The sequence below is a fragment of the Rhizobium jaguaris genome, assembly GCF_003627755.1.
In the GTDB taxonomy this organism is placed as follows: Bacteria; Pseudomonadota; Alphaproteobacteria; order Rhizobiales; family Rhizobiaceae; genus Rhizobium; species Rhizobium jaguaris.
Genome location: NZ_CP032694.1, coordinates 4,103,397 through 4,119,895, shown reverse-complemented (window position 1 = coordinate 4,119,895; position 16,499 = coordinate 4,103,397). Strand labels below are relative to the sequence as shown.

The following is a 16,499-nucleotide window of genomic DNA, read 5'->3' as shown; positions in this document are numbered from 1 at the left end:
AGAATTGACCTTTCGCTCACGCTCAAGGTGCTCGTCGCTCCGCTCCTCACCCCCCTCATCTGCCCTTCGGGCATCTTCTCCCCGAGGGGAGAAGAAGTGGATCGTCATTCCGATCATCCCCAAACCCCCGCACTCATGCCGGCAAATCCAGTCATCCGCATTTCCTGCACGTTCTCCAAGCCTAGAGGTTGATGCGTCGCCGCCAACACGATCCCGCCATTTTTCTGATGGGCCGTGATCAGATCCACAAACAGCCGTTCCGCCCCCGCATCCAATGCTGCTGTCGGTTCATCGAGGATCCAGATCGGGCGATAGGCAACCAGGAGTTTTGCGAAAGCGATTCGCCGCTGCTGGCCGGCGGAGAGATAGCCGAAGGGCAGATGGGTGATGCCGGCGAGGCCGACGGCTTCGGCGGTTTCATCGACATCCAAGCCGAGGCCGCCTGCCATGTCGCCGAGAAAGGTTTTCCAGAAGGCCAGATTTTCGACTACGGTCAGTTCGGATTTCATCGCGTTGCGATGGCCGAGATAGTGGCTGGCTTCGCCTGCCGGGTGGTCCGATTCGCCTTTGGAATCGGTGAATACGACACGGCCTTTTTCTTGCCTGAGAAGGCCCGCGACAACACGTAAAAGTGTTGATTTTCCGGAACCGTTGCGGCCGGTCAGAACGAGGGCGTCGCCGCCCGCCAAGTTAAAGGAAACATTCGAGAAAATCAGGTCTTCGCCCCGCCTCGCCGCCAGATTTTCAGCGTATAGATGCATTCGCTCAGGCTTTCCCCGTTTTCGGCCCGTTTTCGTCGTCGCAGGCTCAAAAAAATTGTCCAAATTTGCGCCCTGTCACTCTGGCAAGTCTTTACGAAATTATCTATAAGACCCGCAACCACGCCAGCGGTCGGCGTGAATTTCATCCTTGCGCCGAACATAAGGTTTTCTGCCTTACGTGCGGACAGCGGAAATGGCCGTACCCGCATCCTGATGTGCATAAAGTGCATAGGCGTTCGCACGACTGTGTTGGCTATCAGAAACGGGGTCTCTCGTGTCTAAATCTCTTGACAGTTTCAATTGTCGTTCCACGCTGACCGTGAACGGGAAAGACTATGTCTATTTCAGCCTGCCCAAGGCTGAGGCCAATGGTCTGGCCGGTGTTTCCAAGCTTCCCTATTCGATGAAGGTGCTGCTTGAGAACCTGCTGCGCTTCGAAGACGGGCAGTCGGTCACCAAGGAACATATCGTTGCGGTCGCCGAATGGCTGACCAACAAGGGTACCGTCGAGAACGAAATCGCCTATCGCCCGGCGCGCGTGCTGATGCAGGACTTCACCGGCGTTCCGGCTGTGGTTGACCTCGCCGCCATGCGTGACGCGATGGTGTCGCTCGGCGGCGATCCGGAAAAGATCAATCCGCTCGTTCCCGTCGATCTTGTCATCGACCACTCGGTCATCGTCGATGAATTCGGCACGCCGCAGGCCTTCGCCCGCAACGTCGAGCTCGAATATCAGCGTAACGGCGAGCGCTACCGTTTCCTGAAGTGGGGCCAGCAGGCGTTCAAGAACTTCCGCGTCGTTCCCCCCGGCACCGGCATCTGTCACCAGGTGAACCTCGAATATCTCGGCCAGACCGTCTGGACGAAGGAAGAAGACGGCGAAACCATCGCTTATCCGGATACCTGCGTCGGCACCGATTCGCACACGACCATGATCAACGGCCTCGGCGTTCTCGGTTGGGGCGTCGGCGGTATCGAAGCTGAAGCTGCGATGCTCGGCCAGCCGGTCTCCATGCTGCTGCCAGAAGTCATCGGCTTCAAGCTCACCGGCAAGCTCAAGGAAGGCGTCACGGCGACCGACCTGGTGCTGACCGTCGTACAGATGCTGCGCAAGAAGGGCGTCGTTTCCAAGTTCGTCGAATTCTTCGGCCCCGGCCTCGACAATATGCCGCTCGCCGACCGCGCCACCATCGGCAATATGGGTCCGGAATATGGCGCGACCTGCGGCTTCTTCCCGGTCGACAAGGAAACACTGAACTATCTCAACATGTCCGGCCGTGCGAAGGATCGTATCGCGCTGGTCGAAGCCTATTCGAAGGCTCAGGGCATGTGGCGCGAAGGCGATGGTTCCGATCTCGTCTTCACCGACACGCTCGAACTCGACCTCGGCGACGTCGTACCGTCCATGGCCGGCCCGAAGCGTCCGGAAGGCCGTATCTCGCTGGAAAACATCGCTTCCGGTTTCGCCACTTCGATGGACACCGAATACAAGAAGCCGGGCCAGCTTTCGAACCACTATGCCGTCGAAGGCACGGATTTCGATCTCGGCCATGGTGACGTGGCGATCGCCGCCATCACATCGTGCACCAACACCTCGAACCCGTCGGTGCTGATCGCAGCCGGCCTGCTCGCCCGCAACGCCGTCGCCAAGGGCCTGAAGACCAAGCCGTGGGTCAAGACGTCGCTGGCGCCCGGATCGCAGGTTGTCGGCGAGTACCTCGCCAAGTCCGGCCTGCAGGCCGATCTCGATAAGCTCGGCTTCAACCTGGTCGGCTTCGGCTGCACCACTTGCATCGGCAATTCTGGCCCGCTGCCGGCGCCGATCTCGAAGACGATCAACGACAAGGGCCTGATTGTTTCCGGCGTTCTCTCCGGCAACCGCAACTTCGAAGGCCGCATCTCGCCGGACGTCCAGGCGAACTATCTGGCGTCTCCGCCGCTCGTCGTCGCCTATGCGCTCGCCGGCACGGTGCAGATGGACCTGACCAAGGAGCCGATCGGCGAAGATCAGAATGGCAAGCCGGTCTTCCTCAAGGACATCTGGCCGAGTGCACAGCAAGTGCAGGAATTCATCCTGAAATACGTCACCCGCGAGCTCTACGAGACCAAGTACGCCGACGTCTTCAAGGGCGACGCCAATTGGCAAGCCGTGCAGGTTCCTCCGGGCCAGACCTATGCCTGGGACGACGACTCGACCTATGTGCAGAACCCGCCTTATTTCGTCGGCATGGGCAAGACCGGCGCTGGCGTTTCCGACATCAAGGGCGCCCGCGTCCTCGGTCTGTTCGGCGACAAGATCACCACCGACCACATTTCTCCGGCCGGTTCGATCAAGGCTGCTTCACCGGCCGGTTCCTACCTTATCGGCCATGGCGTCGGCGTTGCCGACTTCAACCAGTACGGCACGCGCCGCGGCAATCATGAAGTCATGATGCGCGGCACCTTCGCCAATATCCGCATCCGCAATCACATGCTCGGCCCGAACGGCAAGGAAGGTGGCTACACCATCCACTATCCGTCCAAGGAAGAGATGTCGATCTATGATGCGGCCATGCAGTACAAGGCCGAAGGCGTTCCGCTCGTCATCTTCGCCGGCGTCGAATACGGCAACGGCTCGTCGCGCGACTGGGCTGCCAAGGGCACCAACCTGCTCGGCGTGCGCGCCGTCGTTGCCCAGTCCTTCGAGCGCATCCACCGCTCGAACCTGGTCGGCATGGGCGTCATCCCCTTCGTCTTCGAGGACGGCACGACCTGGGCCAGCCTCGGCCTCAAGGGCGACGAGACAGTGACGATCGAGGGCCTGGAAAACATCAAGCCGCGCGAGCGCAAAATCGCCAAGGTTACCTATGGCGACGGCACGGTGAAGGACATTCCGATCATCTGCCGTATCGACACGCTGGATGAAGTTGCCTACGTTAACAATGGCGGCATCCTGCAGACGGTTCTGCGCGATCTCGCGGCCTAATTGGTGCCAAAACCGCTGATACACGCCGCCGGAGCATACTCTCCGGCGGCGTCTTGTTTTTCACGCCGATGTGTACGACGCTATCGTCTCCGGGCCTTCGTCTCACCCCTTCGTGACTTTGCGTCATCGTGCTTAGCGATTATCTCTTGTTTTAGATTTATCAGGCTTGATGAGGGCCTTACGGATACCCTGAGAAGCGCAGAGCGGTTTCGGGGGCCGCGCCAGTACATGGCTTTCAAGGTCTGAGAAAGAGGTATAAGGGCATGCGCCTACGGTTTTTGGTTTCACTTCTAGCAGGCATCGCGCTGGCAAGTTCGCTGCATGCGCAGGAGCTTGCCAAGATCAAGGGTGTCGTCGAGCTTTTCACGTCTCAGGGCTGTGCTTCTTGTCCGCCGGCTGATGCTGCATTTGAGAAGCTGATCCGCCAGGGCGATGTCGTCGCGCTCGCTTATCACGTCGACTATTGGAACTATCTCGGCTGGAACGACACGATGGGGTCCAAGGAGAATACAGCTCGGCAATATGCCTATGCCCGTACGCTCGGCCGCAGCGGGGTCTATACGCCGCAGGCGATCATCAACGGCCGCGACCATCTGAACGGCGCTAATCTCGACGCCATCAATTTGAAGATCGACGACTTCCAGCGCCAAGGCAAAGGCCTGACGGTTCCCGTCAATGCCGCCATGAAAGGTGACGAGCTGGAGATCAAGATCGGCGCCGGCCAGGGCCGGGCCAACGTGGTCGTCGCCTATTTCGATAAGGAACAGCAGGTTTCTCCGAAGGCCGGCGAGAACAACGGCCAGCAGATCACCTATCTGCACGCGGTTTCGGACATTGAAACCGTTGGCATGTGGGATGGCAAGGGAATGAATATTGTGCTGCCTGCCAATGTCATGGACAAGGCTGGCCGGCGCGGCCTGGCGGTTCTGCTGCAGTCCTCGACGCCGTCGGGCGACCCGGCGGCGATCATCGGTGCGACCGTACTGACGATCGGCACGGATGGCTGATCGAGCATTATTTCGGCTAGCGCCGAAAAGACCTCTATTTTGGCTACCGCCAAAAAGAGGGGGGTGCCCGGCAAGGGCGCATTCGGGGCTGGGGTTCGGTCGATACGCCCCGGCCGGGCTGTTTGGCGCGGCGGCGCCAAACAGCTGTCTATAGTTCCGGAAAATGGGGCGTCGTTTTGACTGAAATACGGCGCTGCAAAGACGCTTTCCCCCGAGCGCAAGAAATTGTGAGTGGCCCCCGGTCTTGCAATTTGGCGTGGCTGAGGCAAACTGTCACTTTCTTGTCATGACACAACCCCTGGGGGATTGATGACTGATCAGCCGGAATTGCGACACGGCGAAAGCCGTTCCGTCGACACCACTTCTTCCGTCGTCGTTGATCTCAGAGAATACAAGCAGAGCAAGGACCCGCTGCCGGTAACCTTCCATCGCAGGGAGTTGGACGCGATCCTGTGGATCTACGGCCGCATGGTCGGCGAGGGCGAGTGGCGGGATTACGCCATCGACCACTTGAGGGAAAAGGCGGTTTTCTCGGTCTTCAAACGGTCCGGTGAACTGCCGCTCTTCCGCATCGAGAAAAATCCCAAGCTCGCTGCCAAGCAGGGCTCGTTTTCCGTGATCAATACCAACGGCATGATCCTGAAGCGCGGCCACGACCTGAACCAGGTGCTGAAGGTCTTCGATAAGCAGCTGAAGCTGGTGGAGAAGTGATCTCCTCCTGCCGCGTTATTCGCTGAACAACGTCCCCGGATAGACCGATGGATCGGGGTCGGTCTGCGCGCCCTCGCCGAGTGATTTCTGCATCAGCATCGTGTCCAGCCAGCGGCCGTGCTTGTAGCCGGTGCCTTTCAGCAGGCCCGTTTCTGTAAAACCTGTAGCGCGGTGGAGGGCGACGGAGGCCGGGTGGGCGCCGCCGATAACGGCGATCATCTGGCGGAAGCCGAGGGTCTGGCAGGTTTCCACCAGAGTTGCCAGCAGCGCTTTGCCGATGCCCCGGCCGCGAGCCGCGGGCGCAAGATAGATCGAATCCTCCACCATCCAGCGATAGGCCGGCCGCGTGCGGAAGGCCGAGGCATAGGCATAGCCCAGGAAGGCTCCGTCTTCGTCTTCAGCGGCGATATAGGGATAGCCTTTGTCGCGGATCGCCTGGAAGCGGCCTGTCATCTCCTCCTCGTTCGGCGGGATGATTTCATAGCTTGCCGTGCCGTTCAGGACGGAGTCGCGATAGATCGAGGTGATGAAGGGAAGGTCGCTCGGGATGGCGTTGCGAAGGCGGAAGGACATCTGCTTTTTATTGCCTGATCTGCGATTTCAAGAAGCAGATATAAAGCCGTGTGCGAGGGAGCAAGGCAAACAGAAAAGGCGGCCAAAGCCGCCTTTTCGAACGATCAATCATGTCGCTGCAGTTATTTGCGGTCGCCCATGAACTGCAGCAGGAACATGAACAGGTTGATGAAGTCCAGGTAGAGCGTCAGTGCGCCCATGATCGCCTTGCGGCCAGCAACGGCTACGTCGTCGGCTTCATAGTACATTTCCTTGATCCGCTGCGTATCCCAGGCGGTGAGACCTGCGAAGATCACAACGCCAAGAACGTTGATGGCGAAGTGCACCGCAGAAGACTGCAGGAAGATGTTGACGAGCATGGCGATAATCAGGCCGAAGAGACCCATCATCATGAACGAGCCCATAGCCGAGAGGCTACGCTTCGTCGTGTAGCCGTAAAGCGACAGCGCGCCGAAAGACGCAGCGGTCACGAAGAAGGCCTGCACGATGCTCTGGCCGGTGTAGATGATGAAAATCGACGACAGCGACAGGCCAACCAGCGCGGCGTATACCCAGAAGGTTGTCGTCGCGGCGGCCACACTCATGCGATTGATCCTGAAACTCAGGAAGAACACCATCGCCAGCGGCGCGAAAATAACGACCCACTTCAGCGGGCTCACGTAGATAGCTTGGCCGAAAGCCGTAAGCTGTCCGTCAGCGAATGCGAGCGAGAAGGCGCCGTAAGCAGCAAGACCTGTGATCGCCAGACCCAGCGCCATCAGGTTGTAGACCTTGAGCATGTAGGCTCGAAGGCCCTCATCGATCATCGCGCCGGTCTGCGCGCCTGCTTGCGGCGTCCGGTTTTGATAGTTGCGAAAGTCAGCCATGTTTTCCTCTTTTAAGCTCCGATGTGAGTACGGTGTCGGGCGCTTTGGTCCCGGGCGCCGCTGCGGAGCTCCAGCATGCCTGCAGAGAATATGAGGCTTTCAAGCCGGGTGCACAAGGGCTAAGCGGCGGCGGCAGGGTTAAATCGGTGTAATATCGGGTAATTTCCGGACGCTCGGTTAACGCTCGATGCATCCTGGGGGCGCACAGGCCTTGTCGAAAATCACGCCGGCTTTCACGGGCTCAGAGTTCACGCAGGACAGGCGCTGCCTTCTGGCCGAGGACACGCCAGGTGCCGACGAGTCCGATCCCGACCGTCAATAGTAGCGCGATGATGAGGGTAGAAAAGGCAACGTCGGGAAGGAAGGTTGAGGGCAGGTGCATGATGCGGCTGACGATATACCAGGCGGCCACGGAACCGGCCAGCAGTGCGAAGACGGCGGTTGCTGCCCCCAGGATCAGATATTCGTAACTGAAGGCGCGGATCAGCATGGCCCGCGTCGCGCCGAGCGTCTTCAGCACGACCGCGTCATGCGTGCGTGCGCGATTTCCAGCCGCGAGCGCGCCCGCAAGCACCAGTATGGATGCGATGAGCGCAACGGAGGCAGCGGCCCGGATAGCGGCGGCAAGCTGTCCGACCAGTGTGTTGACGATGTCGAGCGCATCCTTGACGCGGACGCTGGTAATCGTCGGATAGGTGTTGGTGACCTTCTTCAGGATCGCGGCTTCCTGCGCCGACGTAGCGGTGGGATCGGTGAGGGTCGCAAGCCACGCGTGCGGTGCACCCTTGAAGGTGTTGGGCGAAAAGATCATGACGAAATTGATCGACAGCGACTGCCATTGGACCTTGCGGAAGCTTGCGATCTTGGCCGTCACGTTGCGGCCGAGCACGTTAACGGTCACGGCGTCGCCGAGCTTCAGGCCAAGCGCCTTGCCTTCTTCGTCGGAGAAGGAGACCAGAGGCTCGCCGCTATAGTCCTTGCCCCACCATTGCCCTTCCGTCAGGACGGCGTTCTCCGGGATGGTTTCGGCATAGGTGATGCCGCGATCGCCGCGCAACACCCATTGACCGGCCGGGGGCACCGTCATCTGGGTCACGTCTTGACCATTGAAGGCGACGATGCGACCGCGCAGCATCGGGACTTCGACGAGTTTGCCCTCTGGCGCTTGCGCCTGCACGACCTTGCGGAAGCCGTCGAGTTCCGAGCCCTGGATATCGACGAAGAAGAAGTTCGGCGCTTGCTCGCTCATGCGTCCTGTCAGCTCCTGGCGCATATTGCCGTCGATTAAGGTCAAGGTCACCAGGAGCGCCAGGCCAAGGCCAAGCGAGAGGACGACGGAGGCGGTGAGCGCACCCGGCCGATGGATGTTGCCGATCGCCAATCGCAGGGCGGGAGAGTGAACGCGAGGGCTGCGGCGAGCAAGCCACGACAGCAGGGCGGCGACGGCACGCAGCACGACGAAGGCGGCGGCGATGGAGACGACGAAGACGACGGCGATGAAGCGGTCATAGGCGGTGAAGATCGCGAGCCCTGCAAGCGCCGCCATCAGCAGGCAGGCGGCGAGCAGGTATGGCCAGCTCGGCAGGCGGCGGGTCTCGAAACCTTGTTCCCGGAAGAGTGCGGTTGCCGGTACTTCGCGGGCATGGCCGAGCGGCAGGATGGCGAAGGCGAGCGTTGTCAGCAGGCCAAAAAGGGCCGCAAGCGTCAGCGGACCGGGGTAGAGCTGCGGCGCGGTCGAGATCGGCAGAAATTCGGCCATGAACTGCGAGGCAAGCAACGGCGCGATGGCGCCGAGGACGAGACCCACGGCGATGCCGGCCAGCGCAATCAGGCTGATCTGAATGAGATAGATCATCACCACGACTAGGGCCGGTGCGCCAAGGCATTTGAAGGTGGCGATGGTGGTCCGCTTGGAATCGAGGAAGGCGCGTACGGCGTTGGCGACGCCGACGCCGCCGACGATTAGAGCCGTTAGTCCGACCAATGTCAGGAATTGCGAGAAGCGGGTGATATTGTCGGCGAGGGCGGGTGCTGCCCGGTCGCTCGTTCGGATCGACCAGCCGGCCTGCGGAAACGCGGTATTGGCGCGGGCGGCGATGTTGCTCAGGCTGCCGGAGGGATCGTCCATGCGGATTTTGTAGACCTGCTCGACGAGACTTCCGGTCGTGATCAGGCCCGAGGCGACCAGAGCGTCGCGGCTGGTGAGCAATCGCGGAGCAAAGCCGAAACCCTCCGACACCGAATCCGGCTCGGTCTTCACGGTGCCGGTGATTCGAAGCCTGGTATTGCCGAGTAGCAGCTCGCTGCCGATTTTGAGATTCAGCCGCTCGAGCAGCAGGGGAGCGACGACTGCGCCCCAGGTCCCGTCCTTGGCGGCGAGCAGGGTTGATAGCGGCTGATCCGGATCGGCCTCGAAGGTGCCGTAGAGCGGGTAGGCGCCGTCGACTGCCTTGACCTCGACCAGTGCTTGGTCGGAGCCATCGGGCAGGCGGGCCATGGAGCGCATGCCGGTGGACTGCGAGAGCTGGCCGAGGCTGTTTAGATAGCTCAGTTCGTCCGGCGTCGCCTCGCGATTGGTGAGTTCGACGCGGACGTCACCGGCGAGCAGCGACTGGCCCTGCGTCGAGATAGCGTCGGTAATCGAGCGTGAGACGGAGTTGACTGCGGCGATCGCGCCGGTGCCAAGAGCGATGCAGGCGAGAAAGATGTAGAAGCCGCTGAGGCCGCCGCGCAATTCACGCAGCGCCAGGCGAAAGGCAAGCGTGAGACGCGCTCCCGCCGCGGTCATGCCATCGCCGCCTGATTGGTCCGAGCGCGGGCGCTATCGCCCTCTATTTCGCCGGAGCGAACGTGGATTTGGCGCGAGCAGCGGGCGGCGAGCACCGGATCATGGGTGACGAGTAACAGCGTCGTGCCGCGTTCGGCCTGCTGGGCGAAAAGCAGGTCGGCGATCTGTCTGCCGGTGTCGGTATCGAGATTACCGGTCGGCTCGTCGGCTATCAAAAGGGCGGGTGATGGGGCGAGTGCACGGGCGATCGCCACGCGTTGCTGTTCGCCGCCCGAAAGCTGACCGGGATAATGGCTCAGCCGCTCGCCGAGGCCGACAGCCTGCAATTCGCGCCGGGCGATGTCGAAGGCGTCGCGGACATTGGCCAGCTCCAGCGGTACGGCGACATTTTCCAGCGCCGTCATATTGGCAATGAGATGGAACGACTGGAAGACAATGCCGATATTGCGGCCGCGGAAATCGGCAACACGGTCCTCGCTCAGGCTATGCAGCGGAGTATCACGGATCAACAGTTCGCCACTGTCGAGCTTTTCGAGGCCGGCGAGCACCATCAGCAGCGTCGACTTGCCGGAGCCGGAGGGACCGACAATGCCGACGGATTCGCCTTCGCCGACGGTGAGGTCGATGCCTTTCAGCACATGGACTGAGGCGGCGGCGTTGCCGAGCGTTAAATCCGCCTTCTTTAGCTCGATGATGGTTTTTGCCAAAGCGAACGCCCTATATACATCAGAGACCATGGCGGGCTCGAATTGGCCCTTACGGCGAATTTAGGGAATAGATCATGAGTTTTAAAGTTGCCGCGTTTCACTTCGCTGTCATTGCTTTCGGTCTTTTGTTTGGCGCTGTCGATGCAGCCGATGCTCGGACGATCCAATTGGTCGGCCTCGGTGACAGCCTGATGGCCGGTTTCCAGCTACCGCCGGGCGACGGATTTCCCGCCAAGCTCGAGGCGGCGCTGAAGGCCAAGGGGCTGGATGTGGCGATTGCCGATGCCGGTGTGTCCGGCGACACCAGCTCTGCCGGCTTGTCGCGCGTCGACTGGTCGGTGCCGGATGGAACCGACGGCGTTATCCTCGAGCTCGGCGCCAACGACGCATTGCGCGGCATTCCGCCCGAACAAACGGAAAAGAACCTTGAGGCCATCATCAGCCGGCTGAAGGAGCGTAACATTCCCGTCCTGCTCGCCGGCATGCTGGCGCCGCCGAATATGGGTCCGGATTTTGCAGTGAAATTCAACGCGATGTACAAGCGACTTGCCGACAAGTACCAACTCACGCTCTATCCATTTTTTCTCGATGGCGTTGCCACGCATGCGGACTTACAGTTGAAGGACGGTATGCATCCGAACCCGCAGGGTGTCGATGTCATGGTGCAGCGCTTCCAGCCCGTGGCGACGAGTTTCATAGGGACGATTGCCGCAGGCGCGAAATAGGAGCTTGCACCGGCTGCAATTGCATGATTCCCTATTGATATCTGCAAGAGATTCGGGGAGTGCTCGTTATGCCGAGACTTTTTACCGCCCTCGAAATTCCGCGCAACGCGGCTATGAGCCTTTCGTTGTTGCGCGGCGGTCTTCCCGGAGCCCGGTGGATCGACGTTGAAAATTACCACATTACTCTTCGTTTCATCGGCGATGTCGATGGTCGCACGGCGGATGAAATCGTCGAGCGGTTGGATCGCATCGATCGGCCGGAATTCCAGCTCCGGCTGGAAGGTATCGGCTCCTTCGGCTCGAAGAAACCGCATTCGGTCTGGGCCGGCGTTACGCAGACGCCTGATATGTACGCGCTGCAAGGCGAAATCGAACGCATTTGCCAGCGCATCGGCTTGCCGCCGGACCCGCGCAAGTTCACGCCGCATGTCACCCTCGCGCGGCTGAAGTCTTCGCGTGTCGACGATGTCGTGCATTATCTCTCCGGCCGCGGCAACTTTCACACCGCACCGTTCACCGTAGGGCGCTTCGTGCTGCTGTCATCGCGCGAATCGGTCGGCGGCGGTCCCTATCTCACCGAAGAGATCTTTCCGCTTCACGAGGCTCGTAGCGCTTTTCCCGCCATGGGCAACAGTGCAATGCAGCCAGCCAAGAGCTTGGTGTAGACCGCTTCGAAATCCTCATGGCCTCCGTAGTAGGGGTCGGGAATGTCTTTGTTGCTGCCAAGCGTGAAGGCGTTGAAGAGGTAGAGCTTGCCGAGCGCATCGGCAGGCGCGATTTTGCGCAAATTCTTCAAATTGTCTTGATCCATTGCCAGGATCAGGTCGAACCGATCGAAGTCGGCGACTTCGATACGGCGAGCGCGTTGGCCGGAAATGTCGACGCCATGATCTGCGGCGGCGGCTATGGAGCGGCGGTCCGGCCTTTCGCCCTGATGCCAGCCGCCGGTGCCGGCCGAATCGATCTCGAACTCGGAGCTGCGGCGGGCTTCAGCGGCAAGATGCCGGAAGATGCCTTCAGCGAGCGGTGAACGGCAGATATTGCCAGCGCAAACAAAAAGAATCCTGTGACGGTCCATGGTATCGTTCAACCGGTTGAGAGGAGTGATCTTGTCATGAAATACGAAAAGCTGGAACCGGCGGCAATCGATGAAAACGTCGCTGGGCTCAGCGGCTGGACTTTGGCGGCCGACCGGCTGTCGATTTCGAAGAGCTTCAAATTCCGCAATTTCGTCGAAGCCTTCGGCTTTATGACCGAGGCAGCCCTGGCGGCGGAGAAGTTCAATCATCATCCCGAATGGTTCAACGTCTACTCCCGCGTCGACGTGACATTGACGACGCATGACGCCAATGGCCTGACGGAGCAGGACATCAAACTCGCCAAAGCGATGGAAAAGGCGGCGGCGCGGCGCGCCGATTGAATCGCTGGTACCTATCACCATATGTTTGATGCGGCCCGGGAAGGGCTTCCTATAGGGATGAGCGGAATGGATGACATCAAGTATGGGGAAATCCTGATGCCTGGTGACGAAGAGGCACAGGAACGGCAGGAGAAGACGGTGCGCAGCAAGTTCTGGCCGACCTTGCGCAAGGCTGCGCGCTATATTCCGTTTTCCCGCGATGTCGTCGCAGCCTTCTATTGCGCGCTCGATCCACAGACGCCGACACGTGTTCGCGGCATTCTGCTGGCCGCGCTCGGCTATTTCGTTATGCCGATCGACATCATCCCGGATTTTTTTGCTGTCATCGGCTATTCGGATGATGTCGCGGTGCTGACGCTCGCGTTCGGCATGGTCAAAGGCCACATCCGCCAGGAGCATTATGACGCCGCCGACCGGGCCTTGGCCAACGAGCACGAGGCCGCAAAGACGGCTTAATTCCCGTCCGATCAGCCGCGACGGATTCTTGCCGGGTTTCCAGACTTTTATGAGGTCTTCCTGATTTTAGAGAGGTCAAACTCTTGCCTGAATCTTTTTGTCTTAAATCGATCCCGTAGGGTGGTGTTTCACCATCCGGGTTTTCCAATTCTTCCTGATGTATTTCGGGCCTGGCGCGGCACCTTGAATCGAAATGACACAGACCAGGGGCAGTCACCGCCCCGTTGACGGTTTGGTAACCTAAATAAAGTCAAAATAGGGCAGCTCATGAGCATAGGTGTGCGTTACTCAAATCGCCTCGAGCTCTGGACCGCAAGAAATCGGCAGGAAACCATGTTTGTAAAAAGCTTCGCAATCGCCCTCTCGCTCGTTCTGGCTGGTACCGGCATCGCATCCGCGCAGACCAAGACCAAGAAGCAGGCAGCGCCCGCACCGCAGGCGCAGGCGGCGGCACCGGCGGCTCCGACGCGCATCCAGCAGTTCGATGCCTGGGGCGCCTATTCCTACCAGTCCGGGGCCGGCAAGGTCTGCTACGTTCTCTCCGTGCCGACAGCCAAGTTGCCGGCCTCCGGTATCGATCATGGCGACAACTTCTTCATCGTTTCCCAGCGTCCGGGTCAGAACATCTCCTACGAACCGCAGGCGATGATGGGCTATCCGCTCAAGGAGAATTCCAAGGTCGACGTGGTCATCGACAACAAGACCTTCGTGATGTTCACCAAGGACAAGGCCGCTTGGGTCGAGAATGCCGCACAGGAGCCGGCGCTGGTCGCAGCGCTCAAGTCGGGCCATTCGCTGAAGGTCACCGCGACCTCGAAGAAGGGCACCGGCACCTCCTACACCTACTCGCTGAAGGGCGTTACCGCTGCCCTGAAGCAAATCGAAAGCTGCAAGTAAGATCGATAGGGTCTGATCACGGCAAAGTGATTGCAGGCTTTTTGGAGACCGAAACGATGAGGCCGGCCCGCGTGGCTGGCCTTCTGCTTTTTCTTGGGAGGGATGACGCGGGCTGAAATTAATGCTAAAGGCCGCGCCAATGAGCGGGTGTATTCGCAATTTCCTTGCTCCGCACCAAATGAACCTTCTGATCTCAGTGCCTTGTCCGCGCCCGCAGCTTTCCAGCTTTTGGCGGCATCGCCGATATCAACCATTGGAATGATCCTATGTCCGCGATCGATGTCATGACCTCACCCAAGCTGAAGCCGATGCCCGTGTCGCAGCCGGTCGAGCTTTCGCCGAAACCGTCGCTGATCGGCATGACGCGCGAGGAAATGGGTGCGGCACTCAAGGAAAAGGGCGTCGCCGACAAGCAGATCAAGATGCGCGTCAGCCAGCTTTGGAACTGGATCTATGTGCGCGGCGTCTCCGATTTCGATGCCATGGCGAATGTCTCCAAGGACATGCGCGAAATGCTGAAGACGCATTTCACCATCGCTCGCCCGGAGATCGTCGAGGAACAGGTTTCCAACGACGGCACCCGCAAATGGCTGCTGCGCTTCCCGCCGCGCGGAGCCGGCCGGCCGGTCGAAGTGGAAACGGTCTACATTCCGGAAGAGGGCCGCGGCACGCTCTGCATTTCCAGCCAGGTCGGCTGTTCGCTCACCTGTTCGTTCTGTCACACCGGTACGCAGCGCCTCGTCCGTAACCTGACGGCGGAGGAGATTCTGTCGCAATTGCTTCTCGCGCGTGACCGGCTTGGCGATTTTCCGGACCGTGAGGCGCCGCAAGGGACGGTCATGCCCGCCGAGGGCCGCAAGGTCAGCAACATCGTGATGATGGGTATGGGCGAACCGCTCTACAATTTCGAGAGCGTCAAGACGGCGCTGCTGATCGCCTCCGATGGCGATGGCCTGTCGCTCTCCAAGCGCCGCATCACGCTTTCCACATCCGGCGTCGTGCCCGAAATCTACCGCACCGGCGACGAGATCGGCGTTATGTTGGCAATCTCGCTGCACGCGGTGCGTGATGACCTGCGCGATATGCTGGTGCCGATCAACAAGAAATATCCGCTGAAGGAGCTGATGGATGCCTGCCGCGCCTATCCCGGCCTTTCGAATGCCCGGCGCATCACCTTCGAATATGTGATGCTGAAGGGTGTCAACGACAGCCTCGAAGATGCCAAGGGCCTGGTCCAGCTTCTGAAAGGCATTCCGGCCAAGATCAATCTCATCCCGTTCAATCCGTGGCCGGGCACGAATTACCAATGCTCCGACTGGGAGCAAATAGAGAAGTTTGCCGATTTCATCAATGCGGCCGGCTACGCCTCGCCGATCCGCACACCGCGCGGCCGCGATATCCTCGCCGCCTGCGGCCAGTTGAAGTCGGAATCGGAGCGCATGCGCAAGACCGAACGCCTGGCCTTCGAAGCGATGATGATCGCCAACCACGGCGAGGATTGAGATCGATGCTTCTCGGATTGCGCAGGCCGATGCGGCTCCTTTGGGGCTATCTCGGAGCCTGTGTTCTGATGGGCTTCGTGCTGGCCTGCGTTGCGGCCTGGACGATGCCAGGGATGGCCGCTCCTGAATTGTTCGCGCTGACAGTCGCGATGACCAAGCTGGCAATCATAGTCAGCATCCTGCCATCGCTCGTCGTCATTGCGATTTTCGAATGGCGCGGCATGCGCCGTTGGTACGGCTACGCCATCTATGGCGCCTTGCTGTCGGCGGTGGCGTCGGTTCTCATCTCGGGCAATCTGGAAGGGCCGCAGACCCTGAACCTGATCACCGTCGTCGTTTGTTTTGCTTTTGTTGGAGCCATCAGTGCCACTGTCTATTGGTGGATCGCTGGCCGGTTTGCGGGACACAACCCTGCTCTCAACGGGAATGGGTGAGGAAGATCTTCACCGCGAAGATCGAAAAGACGCTGGCAAAGGTATAGTCGAGGCCACGCATCACGCTGCGGTTCTTCTGCAGCCAGGAAGCCAGGCCATCAGCGGCGAGGACGACGATCGTGTTGACCGGCATGCCGATCAGGATGAAGAAGAAGCCCAGGAACAGGAGCTTGTGCGTGACGGCCGGATCGCCCGCCGTGACGAACTGCGGCAGGAAGGTCATGAAGAAGATGATGACTTTCGGATTCAGCAGATTAACCCAGAAGCCGGTCGAGACGTTGGTGAGCGGCGTGCCCCTGGCCTCGTCGACCTTCTTGACCGATAGGCTGGAACCGAAACGGATCGCCTGGATCGCCAGCCACAGCAGGTAGGCGGCGCCGCCGGTTTTCAGAATGGTGAAGGCAAGCGGCGATGCGGTAATCAACGCTGAAACGCCGAAAGCCACCAGGAATGTGTGGACGACGATGCCGAGACTGGTGCCGAGGACCACGAAAAGTGCTGCCTTCTTGCCCTGCGCCAAGGCACGGCTGATCGACAGGGTCATATCGGGGCCGGGCGTCATCGCCAGCAGCAGGCTTGCTGCCGAAAAGGCGAGAAGGGTCGGCAGGCTGGGAATGAAGTCCATGACATGCTCCGAAAGCCGGATAAAAGGATCAACGTTTTTATCCGGCTTTCTGTACTTTGCAA

General features: G+C 60.0%; 18 protein-coding genes. 10 read left to right on the top strand and 8 right to left on the bottom strand.

Translation table 11 applies throughout. The features are described 5' to 3' along the window. Positions 1-113: 113 nt before the first annotated feature. Entirely contained in the window at positions 114-761 is a 648-nt protein-coding gene (ccmA, locus tag CCGE525_RS20080; protein ID WP_120705819.1) for a heme ABC exporter ATP-binding protein CcmA, read from the bottom strand. A gap of 274 nt (positions 762-1,035) precedes the next feature. Between ccmA and acnA the strand changes: the two genes are divergently transcribed. From acnA to CCGE525_RS20065, 3 genes are all read left to right on the top strand, one after another. Continuing rightward, positions 1,036-3,726, top strand: a complete 2,691-nt coding sequence (acnA, locus tag CCGE525_RS20075; RefSeq protein WP_120705818.1) for an aconitate hydratase AcnA — start codon at positions 1,036-1,038, stop codon at positions 3,724-3,726. Positions 3,727-3,989: 263 nt separating this feature from the next. Then, complete coding sequence (locus tag CCGE525_RS20070; protein WP_120705817.1) at positions 3,990-4,733, top strand: DUF1223 domain-containing protein; 744 nt, start codon at positions 3,990-3,992, stop codon at positions 4,731-4,733. 309 nt (positions 4,734-5,042) lie between these two features. Further along, complete coding sequence (locus CCGE525_RS20065; RefSeq protein WP_120705816.1) at positions 5,043-5,444, top strand: DUF2794 domain-containing protein; 402 nt, start codon at positions 5,043-5,045, stop codon at positions 5,442-5,444. Positions 5,445-5,459: 15 nt separating this feature from the next. On the opposite strand, the gene CCGE525_RS20060 is transcribed toward CCGE525_RS20065, so the two are convergent. From CCGE525_RS20060 to CCGE525_RS20045, 4 genes are all read right to left on the bottom strand, one after another. Beyond that, complete coding sequence (locus tag CCGE525_RS20060) at positions 5,460-6,017, bottom strand: GNAT family N-acetyltransferase (RefSeq protein WP_120705815.1); 558 nt, start codon at positions 6,015-6,017, stop codon at positions 5,460-5,462. A gap of 122 nt (positions 6,018-6,139) precedes the next feature. Further along, positions 6,140-6,883, bottom strand: coding sequence for a Bax inhibitor-1/YccA family protein (locus tag CCGE525_RS20055; RefSeq protein WP_120705814.1), 744 nt, complete (start codon positions 6,881-6,883; stop codon positions 6,140-6,142). Positions 6,884-7,124: 241 nt separating this feature from the next. Next, positions 7,125-9,671 (bottom strand): ABC transporter permease, encoded by a 2,547-nt coding sequence (locus tag CCGE525_RS20050; RefSeq protein ID WP_120705813.1) that lies wholly within the window; start codon positions 9,669-9,671, stop codon positions 7,125-7,127. Next, positions 9,668-10,378 carry an ABC transporter ATP-binding protein gene (locus CCGE525_RS20045; RefSeq protein WP_120705812.1) on the bottom strand — a complete coding sequence of 237 codons (711 nt, stop codon included), beginning with the start codon at positions 10,376-10,378 and terminating at the stop codon, positions 9,668-9,670. The genes CCGE525_RS20050 and CCGE525_RS20045 overlap by 4 nt, the downstream gene beginning before the upstream one ends. Positions 10,379-10,452: 74 nt before the next feature. Here CCGE525_RS20045 and CCGE525_RS20040 point away from each other — a divergent pair, with 74 nt between their 5' ends. Further along, entirely contained in the window at positions 10,453-11,103 is a 651-nt protein-coding gene (locus tag CCGE525_RS20040; protein WP_120705811.1) for an arylesterase, read from the top strand. Between the two features lie 68 nt (positions 11,104-11,171). Next, entirely contained in the window at positions 11,172-11,768 is a 597-nt protein-coding gene (gene thpR / locus CCGE525_RS20035; RefSeq protein ID WP_120705810.1) for an RNA 2',3'-cyclic phosphodiesterase, read from the top strand. On the opposite strand, the gene CCGE525_RS20030 is transcribed toward thpR, so the two are convergent. Next, positions 11,699-12,181, bottom strand: coding sequence for a low molecular weight protein-tyrosine-phosphatase (locus CCGE525_RS20030; protein WP_120705809.1), 483 nt, complete (start codon positions 12,179-12,181; stop codon positions 11,699-11,701). The two genes, thpR and CCGE525_RS20030, sit on opposite strands and share 70 nt — an antisense overlap. Positions 12,182-12,217: 36 nt before the next feature. Here CCGE525_RS20030 and CCGE525_RS20025 point away from each other — a divergent pair, with 36 nt between their 5' ends. From CCGE525_RS20025 to CCGE525_RS20015, 3 genes are all read left to right on the top strand, one after another. Continuing rightward, entirely contained in the window at positions 12,218-12,523 is a 306-nt protein-coding gene (locus CCGE525_RS20025) for a 4a-hydroxytetrahydrobiopterin dehydratase (RefSeq protein WP_120705808.1), read from the top strand. 66 nt (positions 12,524-12,589) lie between these two features. Next, positions 12,590-12,979, top strand: a complete 390-nt coding sequence (locus CCGE525_RS20020; protein ID WP_120705807.1) for a YkvA family protein — start codon at positions 12,590-12,592, stop codon at positions 12,977-12,979. A 333-nt stretch (positions 12,980-13,312) separates the two neighbouring features. Then, positions 13,313-13,876: an invasion associated locus B family protein gene (locus CCGE525_RS20015; protein WP_120705806.1), complete on the top strand. Its 564-nt coding sequence runs from the start codon at positions 13,313-13,315 to the stop codon at positions 13,874-13,876. Here CCGE525_RS20015 and CCGE525_RS38380 read toward each other — a convergent pair. After that, complete coding sequence (locus tag CCGE525_RS38380; protein ID WP_162950224.1) at positions 13,822-14,130, bottom strand: hypothetical protein; 309 nt, start codon at positions 14,128-14,130, stop codon at positions 13,822-13,824. The genes CCGE525_RS20015 and CCGE525_RS38380 overlap by 55 nt on opposite strands. Positions 14,131-14,142: 12 nt before the next feature. Between CCGE525_RS38380 and rlmN the strand changes: the two genes are divergently transcribed. Continuing rightward, positions 14,143-15,378: a dual-specificity RNA methyltransferase RlmN gene (rlmN, locus tag CCGE525_RS20010; RefSeq protein ID WP_120705805.1), complete on the top strand. Its 1,236-nt coding sequence runs from the start codon at positions 14,143-14,145 to the stop codon at positions 15,376-15,378. A 5-nt stretch (positions 15,379-15,383) separates the two neighbouring features. Beyond that, entirely contained in the window at positions 15,384-15,812 is a 429-nt protein-coding gene (locus CCGE525_RS20005; protein WP_120705804.1) for a hypothetical protein, read from the top strand. Here CCGE525_RS20005 and CCGE525_RS20000 read toward each other — a convergent pair. Continuing rightward, entirely contained in the window at positions 15,796-16,437 is a 642-nt protein-coding gene (locus tag CCGE525_RS20000; protein ID WP_120705803.1) for a LysE family translocator, read from the bottom strand. The genes CCGE525_RS20005 and CCGE525_RS20000 overlap by 17 nt on opposite strands. Positions 16,438-16,499 lie beyond the last annotated feature (62 nt).